This is a genomic window from Tsuneonella dongtanensis, from assembly GCF_001698205.1.
GTDB lineage: Bacteria > Pseudomonadota > Alphaproteobacteria > Sphingomonadales > Sphingomonadaceae > Tsuneonella > Tsuneonella dongtanensis.
In genome coordinates this window covers 1,779,244-1,795,923 of sequence record NZ_CP016591.1, presented here as the reverse complement: position 1 = coordinate 1,795,923, position 16,680 = coordinate 1,779,244, and the positions used below count along the sequence as shown (strand labels likewise).

16 protein-coding genes are annotated in these 16,680 nt (G+C 65.1%); 7 read left to right on the top strand and 9 right to left on the bottom strand.

The features are described from left to right. Positions 1 to 33 precede the first annotated feature (33 nt). From purM to A6F68_RS08745, 3 genes are read left to right on the top strand one after another with little or no spacing between them, the layout of a single operon-like run. Positions 34 to 1,140 (top strand): phosphoribosylformylglycinamidine cyclo-ligase, encoded by a 1,107-nt coding sequence (purM, locus tag A6F68_RS08755; RefSeq protein ID WP_067682358.1) that lies wholly within the window; start codon positions 34 to 36, stop codon positions 1,138 to 1,140. Then, a complete protein-coding gene (gene purN / locus A6F68_RS08750; protein ID WP_074428299.1) occupies positions 1,133 to 2,098 on the top strand; it encodes a phosphoribosylglycinamide formyltransferase in 966 nt (321 codons plus the stop codon). The genes purM and purN overlap by 8 nt, the downstream gene beginning before the upstream one ends. Next, complete coding sequence (locus tag A6F68_RS08745) at positions 2,098 to 3,297, top strand: sulfotransferase (protein WP_067678716.1); 1,200 nt, start codon at positions 2,098 to 2,100, stop codon at positions 3,295 to 3,297. Before purN ends, A6F68_RS08745 begins: the two co-directional genes overlap by 1 nt. Here A6F68_RS08745 and mddA read toward each other — a convergent pair. From mddA to A6F68_RS08720, 6 genes are all read right to left on the bottom strand, one after another. Then, positions 3,294 to 4,028 (bottom strand): methanethiol S-methyltransferase, encoded by a 735-nt coding sequence (mddA, locus tag A6F68_RS08740; RefSeq protein WP_067678713.1) that lies wholly within the window; start codon positions 4,026 to 4,028, stop codon positions 3,294 to 3,296. The genes A6F68_RS08745 and mddA overlap by 4 nt on opposite strands. An 89-nt stretch (positions 4,029 to 4,117) precedes the next feature. Next, complete coding sequence (locus tag A6F68_RS08735) at positions 4,118 to 4,558, bottom strand: nuclear transport factor 2 family protein (protein WP_067678710.1); 441 nt, start codon at positions 4,556 to 4,558, stop codon at positions 4,118 to 4,120. Between the two features lie 87 nt (positions 4,559 to 4,645). Further along, positions 4,646 to 5,068: a nucleoside-diphosphate kinase gene (ndk, locus tag A6F68_RS08730; RefSeq protein ID WP_067678707.1), complete on the bottom strand. Its 423-nt coding sequence runs from the start codon at positions 5,066 to 5,068 to the stop codon at positions 4,646 to 4,648. Between the two features lie 74 nt (positions 5,069 to 5,142). After that, a complete protein-coding gene (locus A6F68_RS08725) occupies positions 5,143 to 5,565 on the bottom strand; it encodes a DNA polymerase III subunit chi (protein ID WP_067678704.1) in 423 nt (140 codons plus the stop codon). Further along, entirely contained in the window at positions 5,562 to 5,714 is a 153-nt protein-coding gene (locus A6F68_RS14720) for a DUF2256 domain-containing protein (RefSeq protein WP_074428298.1), read from the bottom strand. The genes A6F68_RS08725 and A6F68_RS14720 overlap by 4 nt, the downstream gene beginning before the upstream one ends. An 8-nt stretch (positions 5,715 to 5,722) precedes the next feature. After that, positions 5,723 to 7,177 carry a leucyl aminopeptidase gene (locus tag A6F68_RS08720; RefSeq protein ID WP_067678701.1) on the bottom strand — a complete coding sequence of 485 codons (1,455 nt, stop codon included), beginning with the start codon at positions 7,175 to 7,177 and terminating at the stop codon, positions 5,723 to 5,725. A 104-nt stretch (positions 7,178 to 7,281) separates the two neighbouring features. Between A6F68_RS08720 and A6F68_RS08715 the strand changes: the two genes are divergently transcribed. The 4 genes from A6F68_RS08715 (at position 7,282) to rsmA (ending at position 12,923) form a co-directional block, all read left to right on the top strand. After that, entirely contained in the window at positions 7,282 to 9,630 is a 2,349-nt protein-coding gene (locus A6F68_RS08715) for an LPS-assembly protein LptD (protein ID WP_067678698.1), read from the top strand. A 116-nt stretch (positions 9,631 to 9,746) separates the two neighbouring features. Continuing rightward, on the top strand, positions 9,747 to 11,105 hold the full coding sequence (locus A6F68_RS08710; protein ID WP_067678695.1) for a peptidylprolyl isomerase: 1,359 nt from the start codon (positions 9,747 to 9,749) through the stop codon (positions 11,103 to 11,105). After that, on the top strand, positions 11,096 to 12,109 hold the full coding sequence (pdxA, locus tag A6F68_RS08705) for a 4-hydroxythreonine-4-phosphate dehydrogenase PdxA (protein ID WP_418368993.1): 1,014 nt from the start codon (positions 11,096 to 11,098) through the stop codon (positions 12,107 to 12,109). The genes A6F68_RS08710 and pdxA overlap by 10 nt, the downstream gene beginning before the upstream one ends. Then, positions 12,102 to 12,923 (top strand): 16S rRNA (adenine(1518)-N(6)/adenine(1519)-N(6))-dimethyltransferase RsmA, encoded by an 822-nt coding sequence (gene rsmA, locus A6F68_RS08700; RefSeq protein WP_067678689.1) that lies wholly within the window; start codon positions 12,102 to 12,104, stop codon positions 12,921 to 12,923. Before pdxA ends, rsmA begins: the two co-directional genes overlap by 8 nt. A gap of 18 nt (positions 12,924 to 12,941) precedes the next feature. Here the strand turns inward: rsmA and A6F68_RS08695 are convergent, their stop codons facing one another. The 3 genes from A6F68_RS08695 to A6F68_RS08685 all read right to left on the bottom strand — a co-directional run bounded on the left by A6F68_RS08695 (position 12,942) and on the right by A6F68_RS08685 (position 16,563). After that, complete coding sequence (locus A6F68_RS08695) at positions 12,942 to 13,961, bottom strand: sensor histidine kinase (RefSeq protein WP_232308104.1); 1,020 nt, start codon at positions 13,959 to 13,961, stop codon at positions 12,942 to 12,944. A 41-nt stretch (positions 13,962 to 14,002) separates the two neighbouring features. Then, complete coding sequence (locus A6F68_RS08690; RefSeq protein ID WP_067678683.1) at positions 14,003 to 14,371, bottom strand: response regulator; 369 nt, start codon at positions 14,369 to 14,371, stop codon at positions 14,003 to 14,005. Between the two features lie 113 nt (positions 14,372 to 14,484). After that, complete coding sequence (locus tag A6F68_RS08685; RefSeq protein WP_067678680.1) at positions 14,485 to 16,563, bottom strand: malate synthase G; 2,079 nt, start codon at positions 16,561 to 16,563, stop codon at positions 14,485 to 14,487. Between the last annotated feature and the right edge of the window lie 117 nt (positions 16,564 to 16,680).

Here is a 16,680-nt window from a genome sequence, read left to right as displayed (position 1 = left end):
GAAATCCAAGCGCGAATGCGTCAGGGCGCTTTCATGGCTACGAACGGTCCGCCCCCGCGCTCCTACACCTACGAATCCGCCGGGGTGTCGATCGACGCCGGCAACGCCCTAGTGCGCGCGATCGGACCGCTGGCGAAATCGACGGCTCGCCCCGGAGCGACGAGCGAACTCGGCGGTTTCGGGGGATTCTTCGACCCCAAGGCAGCAGGTTACACCGATCCGCTCCTCGTCGCCGCGAACGACGGTGTCGGTACCAAGCTTAAGCTGGCGATCGATCATGACCGCCACGATACCGTCGGCATCGACCTCGTCGCGATGTGCGTGAACGACCTCATCGTGCAAGGCGCCGAGCCGCTTTTCTTCCTCGACTACTTCGCCACCGGCAAGCTCGAGAACGGCGTCGCCGAGCGAGTCATCGCAGGCATAGCCGAAGGGTGCCGACAGGCCGGATGCGCGCTCATCGGTGGCGAGACCGCCGAAATGCCCGGCATGTATGCCACGGGCGACTACGATCTCGCCGGCTTCTGCGTCGGCGCCGTGGAACGTGGTGAACAGCTGACCGGTGACAAGGTCGCGCCTGGGCACGTCCTGCTCGGCATCGCCAGCTCGGGTGTCCACTCGAACGGCTATTCGCTCGTCCGTCGTCTGGCCGAGGACATGGGCTGGCGGATGGACCGCCCTGCCCTGTTCGATCCCGAGACGCGTCTGATCGACGCGCTGATCGCTCCGACGAAGATTTACGTGAAAAGCCTGCTGCCGCTTGTCCGCGCGGGCAAGGTCGATGCGCTTGCGCACATCACCGGCGGTGGATTGCTCGAGAACGTTCCTCGCGTACTTCCCGAAGGTGCCCATGCGGTGATCGACGCCGACGCATGGGAACAGCCGCGGCTGATGGCGTTCCTGCAAGCGCAGGGACATATCGAGCCAGGCGAGATGGCCCGCACATTCAATTGCGGCATCGGGATGGTGCTCGCGGTCGCGTCCGACATGGCGCGCGAGGTGGCCGCCGATCTCGAAGCGAACGGCGAGATTGCCTGGCGGATCGGAGAGGTGATCGAGGGGCCGCGTGGCTGCACGGTTCGCGGTTCGGCGGAGACCTGGTCGGCGCGCGACGCATGGGAAGCACGGCATCTTGCCTGACCCGGCAAAGGTCGCCGTCCTGATCTCCGGGAGCGGAACCAACATGGCGGCGCTGCTCTACGCCAGCCGCCTCCCTGATGCCGCCTTCGAGATAGTCCTCGTTGCCAGCAACGATCCCGACGCCGCCGGTTTGCAGCTGGCCGCCGCCGAGGGCGTTTCCACCTTCGCTATGAGCCATAAGGGCATGGACCGCGGCCTCCACGACGCGGCGATGGATGCGGCGATCCGTAACGCAGGCGCTGAGTATGTCGCCCTGGCAGGCTACATGCGGGTGCTCGGTGGAGACTTCGTGCGATCCTGGGAAGGCAGGATGCTCAACGTCCATCCCTCGCTCCTGCCGAAATACCGCGGACTTGGCACGCACCGGGCTGCGCTGGAGGCGGGCGACAGCCATGCGGGGTGCAGCGTTCACCTTGTGTCGGAAGAACTGGATGCGGGCGAGGTCCTTGGCCAGGCCGAAGTGGCGATCCTGCCCGGCGATTCGGAAGCGACGCTCGCCGCCCGGGTCCTGATTGCCGAGCACCAGCTCTACCCCCGCGTGCTGGGCGACTACGTCTCGCGGTCGAACGACCCGGCGTGGCTGCTCTCTCGGGTCCGCAGTCTCGCCCTCGCGCTGCCGGAGGCGCATGAGCGCGAAAGTCACGGCTCGCCCGGGTGGCGCGCTGGAAGCGAAAAATCGGGCAAGTTCTTCGCCCATTTCGCGGACCAGCATCACGGCACGCCGCACATCTCGCTTCTGGTCAAGACGGGCAGCATGGATGAGCTCGAGGATCTCGTCGAGGCGCAGCCGCATGCCTACCACAAACCGGCATACTATGGCGCGAGCGGCTGGGTCGGGCTGATCCTCAACCGGTCGGGCGTCGATTGGGACGATGTCGCCGACTGGCTCGAACGAAGCTGGCGCGCCGTGGCCCCGAGGTCTGTGACCCGGCTGCTCGACATCGCAGACGAGTTCTGATGCCACCGCCACGTCCGCATCCCCTCGCGGTCGCACCGTTCGCGCGCATGGCCGATCGGGCTCTGGCCAAGATCTGGCGCAGCGGCATTACCCCGAAACCTCCGCTCGACCCCGAATATCTGTGGGCCGTCGGCTCTCGGGGTTACACCGCGGATGACGAAACTGGAGGACGCTCGCGGGACGAGGTGGCCGACTTTCGCGAGCGGCTCGACCGGCTTTGCCGCGCATTGCGCGAAGAAGCGGAGCTCAATGCCCTTGGGCACACGATGGCATACGGGCAGCTCACGGCGGCGATCCGCAAGCGCCACGCGCTCGGACGGCTGTGGCGTGAGAAACCTGCGCTCGCCAAGACCGCTATCGCCCCGCCGATCGTCGTCGTCGGACAGATGCGCAGCGGGACCACGCGCCTCCACCGCCTTCTAGCCGCTGACCCGGCTCATGCCGCTACGCGCTTCTGCAACAGCTTCGATCCCGTTCCTTCCCGTCCGGACCTGCGCCCAGCCAAAGCGGCGGCAGCGCTCGCGATCGGGCGCCGAATCAATCCCTGGCTCGATACGCTCCACCCTTTCGGGGCCACGCGTGCGGACGAGGAGATCGGCTGGCTGTCTGCCGCGCTAAGCACGTGCGCTTTCGAAGCACAGTGGCGCATCCCCTCGTTCGTTTCATGGAGCGAGGCGCGCGATGCGGCCCCGGTCTATGCGGAATTCGCGCGCATCCTTCGAACCGACGCTGCGACGATGGGCGACGCGGATCGTCCGCGCGTTCTCAAGTGCCCGCAGTTCGCCGAGGACCTGGCCGTCCTGGTTGCAGCGTTTCCCCGGTGCCGCATCGTCGTTGCGAGCCGGGAGATCGAGCCCGTACTTGAGAGCACCATTTCGATGGTTTCCGGCCAGTCCGCATTTCAGTCGGACATCCGATCTGTTGAATCCATCCGCGTCGAATGGCGGCGCAAGCTGGCTCTGCGCCAGCAACGGATCGACCGAGGGCTGGCACTGTTCGAGGGCCGCGTCGCCACCGTGGAATTCGACGCGCTCGATGCCGACTGGCGCACGGCGATCGCCGAACTCTACGCAACCCTCGATTTGCCACTGACGGCGGAAGCGCTGGCGGCAATGGAGCGAGAGCAATCGGCAGCGGCCCGATCGCCCCACCGCGCGCACGCAAGGTCGCTCGATCGTTTTGCGGCCGCCCGACCCTAGCGTCGGCCCACCCCCGGAAAGACCGAACCGACCCGCGCCCGATACCGCGCGTACTCCTCTCCGAAGTGGGCGACGAGATCACGCTCTTCGTGTGCAATGCCGATGAAGATGTAGACGGTCGTTCCGATGGCAAACAGAAGGTGGCCCAACGACATGTCCGGCGTCGCCCAGAATCCGAGCAGGAAGCCCGTATAAATTGGATGGCGCACCCACTTGTAGAACAAGGGCGTCTTGAAGGTGTGCTCGGGCACAGGCTGGCCTCTGAAATGATGCCAGGCCTGCGACAGCCCGAAGAGTTCGAAGTGGCTGATGAGCCAGGTCGATATGAAGAGGATCGCCCAACCGAGCAGGAATACCCCCCACAGCGCCATTCGCGCGACTTCGTTCTGCACTGACCAAACGGTCCCCGCGATGGGATGCCAGAAAACGAAGATGAGCAGGAGGCACAGTGCCGTGGCCAGGCAATAGACCGATCGCTCCATCGCGGCCGGTATCACGCGGGTCCACGCAGACTTGAATGCGGGGCGCGCCATGACGGAATGCTGGACACCGAACAGGGCGATAAGTCCCAGATCGATCGCAGCAGCGACGATCGGCGATGCGCTCAAGCCCTTGTCGACGTGGGTGGGCAGCGCGTCGATCCCGGCCACGAAGCCCACAAGATAGACGAAGGATACGAAAAAGGCCGTGTAGCAGAACAATGCGACAGGCAGTGCGAGCAGTCTCGACATCTCTTCCCTCCCCGGAAGCGATGCGACCCAGGGGCGACCCTCGTGAAGCCGACCCTACCACGCACGACGTCTATTGCCTAACTGCAAGCCTAGGCGGCGGCCGAGTCCCCCGAAGCCTGCTGCGACATGTCCATAACGGGGCCCGCCGAATATCGGCGGTTGAACGCGGGAGGGCCTCCCTCCGCCCAGGATTGCCATTCGGCAATAAGGCCGTTCTCGCATCGGGCACGCCACACTGCGCGGCGACGACCGAACTCGGCGACCGAGCTGTTGGCCCATCCTCGCAAGAGAACGAAAGGTTCGCTGTAACTGATCGTCTCGACATCGATGCGGAAACCCGGATCGGCATCGAACAGCCTTTGCGCGCCGTCCATGACCGCTTCGCGCCCGCTCACGCCTTCGTGCCAGCTATCGATGTAGGTGTAGTCGTCTGTGACCATGGTCCGCATGGTCTCGACGTCATGCGCGTTCGTGGCCGCGACAAAGCGCGTAACGAGCGTCTTGCTCTTCCTACCGCGACCCCAGAGCATCCGCCGGGGATACCACGGCAGTGCAGATCAGCGCTAACGCATTTGTTAAGGCGAGCCGGGGGCGGGATTAACCGCCCCCGCTCCCGATCAGCCGACGATTTCTTCCGGCTTGAAGAAATATTCGATCTCGATCTTGGCGTTTTCGTCCGAATCCGAGCCATGAACCGAGTTGGCCTCGATGCTCTCGGCGTAAGTCTTGCGAATGGTGCCTTCGGACGCATCCTTGGGGTTGGTGGCGCCCATAATGTCGCGATTGCGCTTTACCGCATCCTCACCTTCGAGGACCTGCACGACGACCGGTCCGCTGGTCATGAAATCGCACAGTTCGCCGAAGAAGGGACGCTCCTTGTGCACGGCGTAGAAGCCTTCCGCCTGTTCGCGGGTCATGTGGATGCGCTTCGAGGCGACGACGCGAAGGCCGGCATCCTCGAGCATCTTGGTAACCGCGCCGGTCAGGTTGCGGCGGGTGGCATCGGGCTTGATGATCGAAAAGGTGCGGGTAACCGCCATGGGATAATCCTCAGGAAGAAATGGGATGGAGATTTGCGCGCGCCCCTAGCGACGGGAGCAGGTCTGCGCAAGGCTCAGGTCTTCTTGACCCAGCGTCCATCCTCTTGCGCGAAATAGCTGCGCTGCACGTCGTCGCGGCCGTCGAACTGTCGCCAGAGCGCGCGCGCCTCCGCCACCTGCGGCTCTCCGAACAGCACGATCGTGCGGTCAAACTCCGCGGCCTCGTCGCGCCACTTGCCGTCCGCGAGCACCGCCACGGCTGCGCCGTTGTCGCGCCTGCAGGTCTCGGCCAGGAGGATCGGCTGGCGCTCGGCGTGATCCTCGCCATGGGCCAGAAAGCCGTCTGCCGCCCACAGCGCCCCGGAAATGGCCGCGCGGCGCTCCGCATCGGCTTCGACGACCAGCATGCGCTCGTTACCGTCGAGAACCCGCGGCGCGATCTGCGCGACAACCCGCTCGACCGGGCCTTCGGATACTTGCCAGAAATCGAGCCTCATTGCGCTTTGCCCTTCCCCGACCGGCAGCGGTCGGAACAGTATTTCACGCTGTCCCAATCCCGCTCCCACTTCTTGCGCCAGGTGAATGGAAGGCCGCACGTGGCGCAAGGCTTGCTCGGAAGGTCCGCCTTGCGCCGCATTTTCGGCATTACGGCCTTCAGTTCTCCAGCACGTCGCGCACGTAGCGGTCGATCAGGCGAACGCCGTAACCCGTCGCCCCCTTGCCCCAGGTCGCGCCCGGCTTGGCCGCCCAGACCGTACCCGCGATGTCGCAGTGGGCCCAGGCGCGTCCCTTGTCGATGAAACGCTGGAGGAACTGCGCCGCCGTGATCGACCCGCCCTCGCGAGGACCGATGTTCTGCATGTCGGCGATCGGGGAATCGATCAGCTTGTCGTAGGCGGCATGGAGCGGCATTCGCCACAGCTTGTCGCCCGTCTCGCGGCCCGCCTTGAGCAGAGCGTCGGCGAGCGCATCATCGTTGGCGAACACGCCGCCATGCTCATGACCGAGGCTGATGACCATCGCACCCGTCAGCGTGGCGAAGTCGACGATCGCAACCGGATCGTATTCCTTCTGCACCCACGTCAGCGCATCGCACAGCACCAGCCGCCCCTCGGCATCGGTGTTGAGAATCTCGATCGTCTGCCCGCTCATGCTGGTCACGACATCGCCCGGGCGCTGCGCCTTGCCGTCGGGCATGTTCTCGACCAGGCCCATGACCGCGACGACATTGGCCTTTGCTTTCCGGCGCGCGAGGGCGAGCATCGCGCCCGCCACGGCACCCGCACCGCCCATGTCCCACTTCATGTCACCCATGCCGGGACCCGGCTTGAGGCTAATCCCGCCCGTGTCGAAGGTGACGCCCTTGCCGACGAACGCGGTCGGCTTCGCGCCTTTCTCTCCGCCGTTCCACTCGACAACCAGCAGGCGCGAAGGCTTGTCCGAACCCTGCCCGACCCCGAGCAGCGCCCCCATGCCAAGGCGGGTCATGTCATCGACGCCGAGCACGATCACCTTGAGGCCCGCCTTTTCGTAATCGGCGCGAACTCGCTCGACGAACGATTCCGGGTAAATCACATTGGCAGGCTCGGTCACCAGTTCGCGGGTCAGTTCCACGCCGTCGGCGACGGCGGCAGCATCCGCCCAGGCATCCTTCGATCCGTCCGGCGCGCCGACCGCAACAGCCTTGGCAAGCGTCGTCTTCTGCTCGTCCTTCATCCGGGTCCGGTACCGGTCATAGCGCCAGGTGCGCAGGCGCAGGCCCATGAGGACCGCCGCGGCTTCTTCCGCGGACAATCCCTCACACTCTATCGCGATGCTGGTCGCACCCGAGCAGGCGTACTTCGCGGCCAGCGCGGCCCCGGCCTTTTCGAGATTGGCAAGACGCGATTCGTCGGCTTTCTCGCCCGCGCCGGCAAGCGCCACTCGCACCACCGATCCACCCCGTTCGGCAAAGCTGTCGAAAACTTGCCCGGGGCGGCCCTTGAAGCGGGCGGCTCGCGCGCCTTCAGTCAGCGTGGCTTCGAGATCGGCGGGCAGCGTATCCTTGTCGACTACGCGGGCGACAACGGGGGTGCCGGCGGGAACGGTCTCGGCGAATTCAATCTTCATGCTTACTCCAGAGGATAAGGCTCGTCCCGCTATCGACGCACTTCGGCGCATCCGGGCTCAGGATGGCGATTGCGATTAGGCGGCAGTGCTGCGATAGGCAAGCGATGCTCCCCCCCTCGATCGGATTGCAGCAAGCATCGGGCCGCCGCTTGCCAGCCTCCAGACGTGGGGCGTTCGCCAGCGTGGCCGTGATAGCCGTCGCACTGCTGGCCGCGCCTGCCTGGGCCCAGGACGGCCCCGCGCCCGGAATGGGCACGACCGGCAGCCCCGAAGGGACCCCGCCGGACCTTTCCACGCCGATGCCGCCGATCGACGCGGCGACGATGCCCCCTGCACCGACCGGCGAGCGCCAGATCAATTTCGAGGCCAACTCGGTCGCTTACGACGAGAACAGCGATTCGGTGACCGCCAGCGGCGACGTCGTCCTGCGCAGCGAGGACCGCTCGGTCCGCGCGGATCAGGTAACCTGGAGCCGGACGAGCGGTACGATCGTCGCCACCGGCAACGTCCGCTTCGTCGATGAGGACGGCAACCAGCTCTATACCAGCCGCATCGAACTGACCGACAAGTTCGAAGCCGGCGCGATGGAAGACCTGCTCCTGTCCCTGCGCGAGGGCGGGCGTCTTGCCGCGGCCAACGGCGAGCGACTGGCCGACGGCACCATCGAGCTTTCGCGAGCGGCCTACACCGGATGCGAGGTCGTGGATGCCGAAGGCTGCCCGCGGGAGCCGAGCTGGCGGATCACGGCCGATCGGGTGATATACTCGCCCGAGGACAAGATCGTACGCTTCCGGGGCGCTTACCTGGAACTGTTCGGGGCACGGCTCATACCGCTACCCGGACTGGCCGTGCGAACCGACGGACGGCCGGTTTCCGGATTCCTGATTCCGGACATCCAGTACTCGCGCAACAACGGCCTCGAGCTCTCGGGCAGCTATTACGTCAATCTTGCGCCGAACCAGGATCTGACGCTCAGCGCGTATGCATTCACCGGCGCGCCGCCGATGGCATCGGCCCAGTGGCGGCACCTGACCTCGCTCGGCGCCTATCAGGCGACCGGTTATCTCACATATAGTCGCCGCCTCGACCCCTTCGGCGGGTCATCGACCGGCGCCGACCGTCTGCGCGGCTATCTGTTCGCCAATGGCAAGTTCCAGTTCGATCCCAACTGGAGCCTGACGTTTTCAGGACGCCGGGTCACCGACCGGACCTTCCTCCGGCGCTACGACATCAGTCGCGACGACCGTTTGCGCTCGCTTATCGAATTGGAGCGGATCGACGCCGATTCATACCTGGCCATTGCCGGATATGCGACGCAGACGCTGCGGCTCGGCGTGCCGCAGGGGACAGTACCCATCGCATTGCCGATGATCGACTATCGCCGCCGCCTCGACACGAAATTTCTCGGCGGCGGGAAGCTGGAACTTCAGGCGAACTCGCTGGCCCTGTATCGGCCCGACGGTCAGGACACGCAGCGCGCTTTCGCGGGTGCCAAGTGGGACCTCAAGCGAGTGACCGGAATGGGCCAGCTGCTCACGGTCACCGGCCTCGTGCGCGGCGATGTCTATCATTCCGACGAAAACGGATTGACCGCCACCGCGATCTATCGCGGTAACCCCGGGTGGGAAACCCGTGCAGTTGCGCTCGTGGCCGCGGATGTCGAGTGGCCCTTCGTCGGCCCCGCATTCGGCGGAACACAGGTGTTCACCCCGCGGGTCCAGCTCGTCGCCACTCCGCCTATCCGCAACCTGGCCGTACCCAACGAGGACGCGCGAGCGATCGACCTCGAAGATTCGAACCTCTTCGCGCTCAATCGCTTCCCCGGCTATGACCGGATCGAGGACGGGCCGCGCGTGACCTATGGTCTCGACTGGGAACTGACCCGGCCCAACTGGCGCATCAACACCACGATCGGCCAGTCCGTGCGGCTCAACAACCGGGCGACGATCCTGCCCGACGGCACCGGCCTCAGCGAGCGGGTTTCCGACTTCGTCGGACGCACGGATGTCCGGTTCAAGGATTTCGTGAAGTTTACGCACCGCTTCAGGCTCGACAAGGACAACCTGGCGGTGCGGCGCAACGAGATCGACGCTACCGTCGGTTCGAGCAGGACCTACCTCGAGGTGGGATACTTGCGGCTCAACCGCGACATTTCGACGACGATCGAGGACCTGCGCGACCGCGAGGAACTGCGGCTGGCCGGGCGGGTCGCGTTTGCGCGCTACTGGTCTTTGTTCGGGTCGGGGGTGTTCAACTTGACCGACAGGGCGGAAGACCCGACCTTCACTGCCGACGGGTTCGACCCGATCCGGACCCGGCTCGGAGTCGCCTACCAGGATGACTGCCTTGAAATCGGCGCGACGTGGCGCCGCGACTACCTCGACCAGGGCGACGCGCGGCGGGGCAATACCTTCCAGTTCTATTTCGCCTTGCGGAACCTCGGTTTCCGTTGATGCGAGGCCGGTTGGCAGACTCCGATTAACGCGCTATCCGCCGCGCGCACTCAGCTTGGGTTAAGCCGCTTCGGCCCACCCGCCCGGGCTCAATCCGGCGTTATTCAAAAGCGTCGATGCAAACGGACCAAGGCGTGATCGAAAGAACCATTTTCAAGCTGCTCAACGGCGTCGCCGCGCTCGGCCTTGCCGTTTCACCGATCGCCGCGTCCGCGCAGGAGGCTGCGGCGACCGGCGGATTGAACCTGCCCAGCAATGTCTCGGTGATCGGCCAGAACGATCCCAACACGCGCCGCCCCACGGCGGTGGTCAACGGCCAGATCATCACCGGTACCGACGTCGACCAGCGGCTTGCGCTGATCATCGCGGCTTCGCGCGGCGAGATATCGGAACAGGAGCGGCAGCGGCTGCGAACGCAGGTTCTGCGCAACCTGATCGACGAGACGCTGCAGATCCAGGAAGCGCGCGCGCAGGAAATCGAAGTCCAGCAGGCGGAAGTGGACCAGACGTATGCGCGCGTCGCGGCGCAGAACTTCGGTCAGAACGTCCAGGCGATGGACGAATATCTCGCCCGGATCGGCTCGTCGGCGGGGTCGCTCAAGCGCCAGATTCTCGGTGAACTGTCATGGCAGCGGCTGCTTCGTCGCAACGTGGCGCCTTTCATCAACGTATCGTCGGAGGAAGTGACCGAAATCCGCGAACGGCTTGAGGCCAGCCGCGGCACGGAGGAGTATCGCCTCGGCGAAATCTGGATCGCCGCCACTCCCGAGAACCGCGAGCAGGTTCTGGCCAACATCACCCAGATCATCGAACAACTGCGTCAGGGCGGCAGCTTCCAGGGTTACGCGCGGCAATATTCCGAATCCTCGACCGCCGCTGCCGGGGGCGACCTCGGTTTCGTCCGGCTCGAGATGCTTCCCAGCGAACTTGCTGTCGCCGCACGGCAGATGCAGGTCGGCCAGTTGCTTGGCCCGATCGAGAATTCGGGAGGATTCTCGCTCCTCGCGCTGATCGACAAGAAGGCGATCCTCACGGCGGACCCGCGCGACGCGGTGCTCAGCCTCAAGCAGGTCTCGTACGATTTTCAGGACGGCATCACCGAAGCGGAGGCACAAGCCGAGTTGCAGAAATTCGTGTCCGGGCTCGGCCAGATGCGCGGGTGCGGCAGTGCCGAGGAAGTTGCCGGCTCGATCGGCGCCAAGGTCGCGAGCAGCGACGGTATCGTGCTGCGGTCTCTGCCCGAGGCTATCCAGGCGATGCTTCTCGATCTCCAGGTCGGTCAGACTACCGCGCCATTTGGCGGCATCGAGGAAGGCGTGAGCGTCCTGATGCTGTGCGGCCGTGACGATCCCGTGGATGCCGGCGCTCCGAGTTTCGACGAGCTCATGGCGCAGCTCGAAGACGAGCGCATCAACAAGCGGGCACAGCGATACCTGCGCGACCTGCGCAACGACGCGGTGATCGAATACAACTGAGGTCCGCCCCGCTCGCCGTATCGCTGGGCGATCCGGCGGGTGTCGGCCCCGAACTCATCGCCGAGGCATGGGCCCGGAGGCTCGAACACGCCTTACCTCCGTTCGCAGCGATCGGCGGGGCCAGCCTGCTTGTCGAGGCCGGGGCCTCTCGCGGTATCGAGCTGCCGGTAGAGCCGATCGCCTCGCTGAAAGATGCTGCCGAAGTGTTCGGACGGGCGCTCCCGGTTCTGGGCGAACTCGACGGATCATGGAGGCCTGGTTTTCCCGACTCCGCGGGCGCCACACTGGCGCTCGCGAGCCTGAAGCGGGCCACCGAGTTGACGTTCGCGGGCGAGGCATCCGGCGTCGTGACGGCTCCCATAGCCAAGGCATTGCTCGCCGAGGTCGGTTTCGACCACCCCGGCCAGACCGAGTTCGTAGCGGCAGCTTGCGGCGTGGCGGCTGAGGACGCGGTGATGATGCTCGCCGGACCGCAATTGCGGACGGTGCCGCTGACAGTCCACGTCGCGTTGGCCGAGGTACCGGGTCGCATAACGACCGATCTCATAGTCCGCCGCGCGCGCGTCGCGGCTGCCGCGCTTGAGCGCGATTTCGGTATCGAGGCCCCTCGGGTCGCGGTCGCCGCGTTGAACCCGCATGCGGGTGAAGGCGGGAAGTTCGGCGACGAGGAGGCGCGGATCATCGCGCCGGCCATCAAGGCGCTGCGCCGTGAAGGCATCGCTGCCACCGGCCCGCACCCCGCTGACGCGCTGTTTGCTCCCCACGCCCGCCATGGTTTCGACGTGGCGCTGTGCATGTACCACGATCAGGCGCTGATCCCGCTGAAGGCGCTCGATTTCGACGCGGGCGTCAACGTGACCCTGGGCCTGCCGATCGTCCGCACCAGTCCGGACCACGGAACGGCTTTCGACATAGCCGGAACCGGGCGCGCAAACCCCGGCGCGATGATCGCCGCGATCCGCATGGCCGGCGAATGCGCGATGCGGCGTGCGGCCAATGGCTAGCCTTCCTCCGCTGCGCGAGGTCGTCGCACGTCACGGCCTGTCTGCAAGCAAGGCACTCGGCCAGAATTTCCTGTTCGACGAGCAGCTGCTCGACCGGATCGCCGCGGTTCCGGGCGATCTCGACGACGCGGCGGTGCTGGAGATCGGGCCCGGACCCGGTGGCCTCACGCGCGCCCTGCTGCGGGCTGGCGCTCGCGTGACCGCGATCGAGATGGACCGTCGCTGCCTCCCAGCACTCGCCGAACTCTCGGAGGCCTACCCCGAAAGACTTCGGGTGATCGCGGGCGATGCCATGAAGCTCGATCACGACGAGTTGATGGAGCAACACTACGCGGTGGTCGCCAACCTGCCCTACAACGTCGGCACGGCGCTCTTCACCCGTTGGCTCTCTGGAGAATCGTGGCCCCCGCGATGGACCAGCCTCACGCTTATGTTCCAACAGGAGGTTGCCCAGCGTGTCGTCGCCGTACCGGACACCAGCGCCTATGGTCGCCTGGCGGTTCTTGCCCAATGGCGCGCGTCTGCTCGCCTGGCGATGAAGGTTCACCGCAGCGCGTTCACGCCTCCGCCCAAAGTGATGAGCGCGATCGTCCATGTCGAACCGGTCGCGATGCCCGGAGGCGTATCCGCGCGGATCCTCGAGCGGATTACCGAAGCTGCTTTCGGCCAGCGCAGGAAGATGCTCCGCCAGAGCTTGCGGGGCGTACCTGGCGCGCTCGAAGCGCTCGAGACGCTCTCCATCGACACGCAGCGGCGTGCGGAGACGCTGTCAGTGGCAGAATTCGTCTCAATCGCCAGGATATTGAGCGCCTGAGAGGCTCCTCTTGCGACCTCAGTCGAGCGACCGGCAGAGGTTCATCTGAGGTACCGTTATCACGACACGGAGACCCTCGGGGAGCCAGTCCTTCGACAGTGAACCCGCCAGCTGTCGTTCGACGCTCATCTTGATCAGGCGACTGCCGAAGCCGTCTGTCTCAGGCGGCCCCGAAATGGGCGGACCACCCAGTTCCGTCCAGTGCAGCGACACCTGGCCATGGTCGAGGGTCGAGCGAAGTTCGACCGATCCATCTTCGCTGGACAATGCGCCGTACTTGGCGGAGTTCGTGGCGAGCTCGTGGACCACCAGCGCGATCGGCGTGGCCCCACGATCGTCGAGCGGGATCGTGTCCGATACGATCCTGATCCGGTCATCATCGGTACGATAGGGCGCGAGAAGTTCGACGAGCAGGCCGTGCAGCTCGTTGTTGTCCAGCTTGGGCTGCGACTGCTCGCTGTGCGGACGGGCGAAGTTGTGCGCGCGACTGAGCGAAAGGATCCTTTCGCTCAATTCACCGAGGGCAGTGGAGCCATCCCGGCCGGTTCGTTTGGTCAGCTCGATCAGGCCGATGATGACCGAGAATATGTTCTTGATACGGTGGCTCAGCTCGCGGCTCAGAACCTCGAGCTGATCGGCTGAGGATTTTGCGTCGTGGATATCGGTACAGGTGCCGATCCAGCGCACGATCTTTCCATTTTCCCGAACCGGCAGTGCCCGGCCGAGCGTCCAGCGATATTCCCCGTCGTGGCGCCGGAGGCGGTATTCGATCTCGTACGGCTCGCCGGTTTCCAGCGAGTGGCGCCAGCGCTCCCACGCGCGATCCTGGTCGTCCGGATGGAACATCCCGTTCCATTCCTCACCATCGGTCGAACCTTGCGGGACACCGGTGAAGGCGTACCACTGCGCGTTGTAATAGTCGTGATAACCGTCGGGCAGCGTCGACCAGACCATGTGCGGCATCGTATCGGTCAAGACACGAAACCCCGCTTCGCTGGCGAGGAAGGCGGTCACATCGGCGTGTGAGGCGTCGTTCACAATCTGGGCCTCAGTGATATCGAGAATTCACGAACGACCGGTCAATATGCCTGAGAGGTTGGCTTGGCCTGTCGCTTGATGCGCTCGACGGTGTCGACCAGCAGCTGCTCGTCGATCGGCTTCTCGATTACCGGCGATGCAAATTCGTTGCAGCCTTCGAGCTGCGACGGATTTGCGGTCACGAATACGATCTCGACGCCGGTCCGCGCGAGCGACGAACCGATCGCCGGCCCCGTGAAGCCGTCGCGAAGATTGAGGTCGACAAGCGCAAGGTTGGGCCGCTCGTCGCTCAATGCGAGGGCACCTTCCATGTCCTCCGCCGTGCCGATGACCTGCACGCCGCACCGTTCCAACACGGACTCGGCGTGAATGGCTGCAAGGAATTCATCTTCAACGATAATCGCGCGCATCGATAAATACGGTCCAGGTTGCTCCTGTGCGACGAAACGTCAAAAGCCGCCTTGCGTTCCACAATGGCGCACTTTTGAACGTATGTTGCTCAGACGCAACGAATTTGCCGACCTCAGGCTTTCGCAACCTGCCGCCAGGCATGCAGCAACGGCTCGGTGTAGCCCGAGGGTTGCTCCACCCCCTTGAACACGAGATCCACGGCCGCCCTGAAGCCGGGACCGTCCTCGTTGCCGACGAGCGGTGTATAGGACGGATCGCCTGCGTTCTGCGCATCGACCTTAGCCGCCATCCGTCGCAGGCTGTCCATCACCTGCTCGGCGGTGCAGACGCCGTGATGGAGCCAGTTAGCCATGTGCTGGCTGCTGATGCGCAGAGTCGCGCGGTCTTCCATCAGGCCGACATCGTGAATGTCGGGCACTTTTGAGCACCCCACCCCCTGGTCGACCCACCGCACGACATAGCCGAGCAGCCCCTGTGCGTTATTGTCGAGTTCCTCGCGAACCTCGTCCTCCGACCAATTGGTGCCATGCGCCACGGGTATCGCCAGCAGGCCATCGAGGCCCGGCGCCTCTCCGAGTTCCTTCTGCCGTTCGAACACATCCATCGTGTGGTAATGCGTCGCATGGAGCGTGGCGGCCGTCGGTGACGGCACCCAAGCGGTGTTGGCCCCAGCTTTGAGGTGGCCGATCTTCTGCTCCATCATGTCGCGCATCATGTCGGGCGCGGCCCACATGCCCTTGCCGATCTGCGCCTTGCCCGACAGGCCGTGCCTGAGGCCGATGGCGACGTTGCGCGCCTCGTACGCGGTCAACCAGGAGCTCGTCTTCATCTCCGCCTTGCGGATCATCGGGCCGGCTTGCATCGAGGTATGAATCTCGTCGCCCGTGCGGTCGAGGAAGCCGGTGTTGATGAACACGATCCGGTTGCGGACCGCGTGGATGCACGCGGCGAGGTTGGCGCTGGTGCGGCGTTCCTCGTCCATCACGCCGACCTTGATCGTGTGGCGGTCAAGCCCGAGCAGGTCCTCCACCGCATCGAACAGGTCGTTGGTGAAAGCGCACTCCTCGGGACCATGCTGCTTCGGCTTGACGATGTAGATCGAACCCGTGCGGCTGTTTCTGTACCGGCCAAGGCCCCGCACGTCGTGCGCACCGATCGCGCTGGTGATCACCGCGTCCATGATCCCCTCGGGCACCTCGGATCCGTCCGGCAGGAGGATCGCGGGGTTGGTCATGAGGTGACCGACGTTACGCACGAACAGCAGGCTACGACCGGGGAGCGCCCGATCGCCGATCTGCACATCGTCGGCCAGGCGCCGGGTCAGGGTCCGTCCGCCCTTGTCGAAGGTATCCTCAAGATCGCCGCGGATCACGCCGAGCCAGTTGCGATAGGCAGCCAGCTTGTCTTCCGCATCGACCGCCGCAACCGAGTCCTCGAGATCGGCAATCGTGGTGAGGGCAGACTCGAGCACGACGTCGGCAATTCCGGCCTTGTCGTCCCGCCCGACCTCGCTGTTCGCATCGAAGACGACCTCGATATGGAGCCCGTTGTTGACGAACATCTTTCCGCGGTTGGTGTCGCCGACGAACTGCGCCGGATCGGCGAGCGCGATCGCGTCTGGCCCGGTCAAGTCGCTCCAGCTTCCCGACGCGAGCGGAACCGCTCCATCCAGGAACGAGCGCGCCTTCGCGATGACTGCGTCGCCGCGGGCCTTGTCGTATCCGCCCGGCCGCGCAGGCGGCGCGTCAAGCGCGTCGGTACCGTAATAGGCGTCGTAGAAGCTTCCCCAGCGCGCGTTGGCGGCGTTGAGCAGGAAGCGTGCGTTGAGGATCGGGACCACGAGTTGCGGCCCCGCCATCGTTGCGATCTCCGGATCGACGTTCTGCGTCCCGATGATGAAATCACCCGGTTCGGGGACGAGGTAACCGATCTCCTGCAGGAAGGCACGATAGGACCCTGCCTCATGGGGCTGGCCCCGGCGGGCGACATGCCAATCGTCGATCTTCGCCTGCAGGTCTTCGCGCTTTTCCAGCAAGGCGCGATTACGCGGAGCGAAGTCGGCAAGGATCGATGCGAAGCCCTTCCAGAACGCGTCGCCATCCTTCCCGAGAGGCGCCAGCACCTCGCCCTCGATGAAGCGCGCAAGTGCGCCGTCCACCTGCAGTCCGGCCTTGGTCACGGTATTGCTCACTACGTCCCTCGCATGTTGCCAGCGCACCGAAGAGATTCGGTACGGGTTGAGTAACTGTCGTCCGGGGAGGAAGCGAGCCGCGCAAATGCACAAGCCGGGGAGCGATTGCAACTGCCG

Excerpts from the sequence above, each read along its gene's own strand:
- purM (WP_067682358.1), top strand. The coding sequence starts at position 34 with ATGGCTACGAACGGTCCGCCCCCGCGCTCCTACACCTACGAATCCGCC.
- A6F68_RS08745 (WP_067678716.1), top strand. The coding sequence starts at position 2,098 with ATGCCACCGCCACGTCCGCATCCCCTCGCGGTCGCACCGTTCGCGCGC.
- mddA (WP_067678713.1), bottom strand. The coding sequence starts at position 4,028 with ATGTCGAGACTGCTCGCACTGCCTGTCGCATTGTTCTGCTACACGGCC.
- A6F68_RS08735 (WP_067678710.1), bottom strand. The coding sequence starts at position 4,558 with ATGCTCTGGGGTCGCGGTAGGAAGAGCAAGACGCTCGTTACGCGCTTT.
- ndk (WP_067678707.1), bottom strand. The coding sequence starts at position 5,068 with ATGGCGGTTACCCGCACCTTTTCGATCATCAAGCCCGATGCCACCCGC.
- A6F68_RS08725 (WP_067678704.1), bottom strand. The coding sequence starts at position 5,565 with ATGAGGCTCGATTTCTGGCAAGTATCCGAAGGCCCGGTCGAGCGGGTT.
- A6F68_RS14720 (WP_074428298.1), bottom strand. The coding sequence starts at position 5,714 with ATGCCGAAAATGCGGCGCAAGGCGGACCTTCCGAGCAAGCCTTGCGCC.
- A6F68_RS08720 (WP_067678701.1), bottom strand. The coding sequence starts at position 7,177 with ATGAAGATTGAATTCGCCGAGACCGTTCCCGCCGGCACCCCCGTTGTC.
- A6F68_RS08715 (WP_067678698.1), top strand. The coding sequence starts at position 7,282 with ATGCTCCCCCCCTCGATCGGATTGCAGCAAGCATCGGGCCGCCGCTTG.
- A6F68_RS08710 (WP_067678695.1), top strand. The coding sequence starts at position 9,747 with ATGCAAACGGACCAAGGCGTGATCGAAAGAACCATTTTCAAGCTGCTC.
- rsmA (WP_067678689.1), top strand. The coding sequence starts at position 12,102 with ATGGCTAGCCTTCCTCCGCTGCGCGAGGTCGTCGCACGTCACGGCCTG.
- A6F68_RS08690 (WP_067678683.1), bottom strand. The coding sequence starts at position 14,371 with ATGCGCGCGATTATCGTTGAAGATGAATTCCTTGCAGCCATTCACGCC.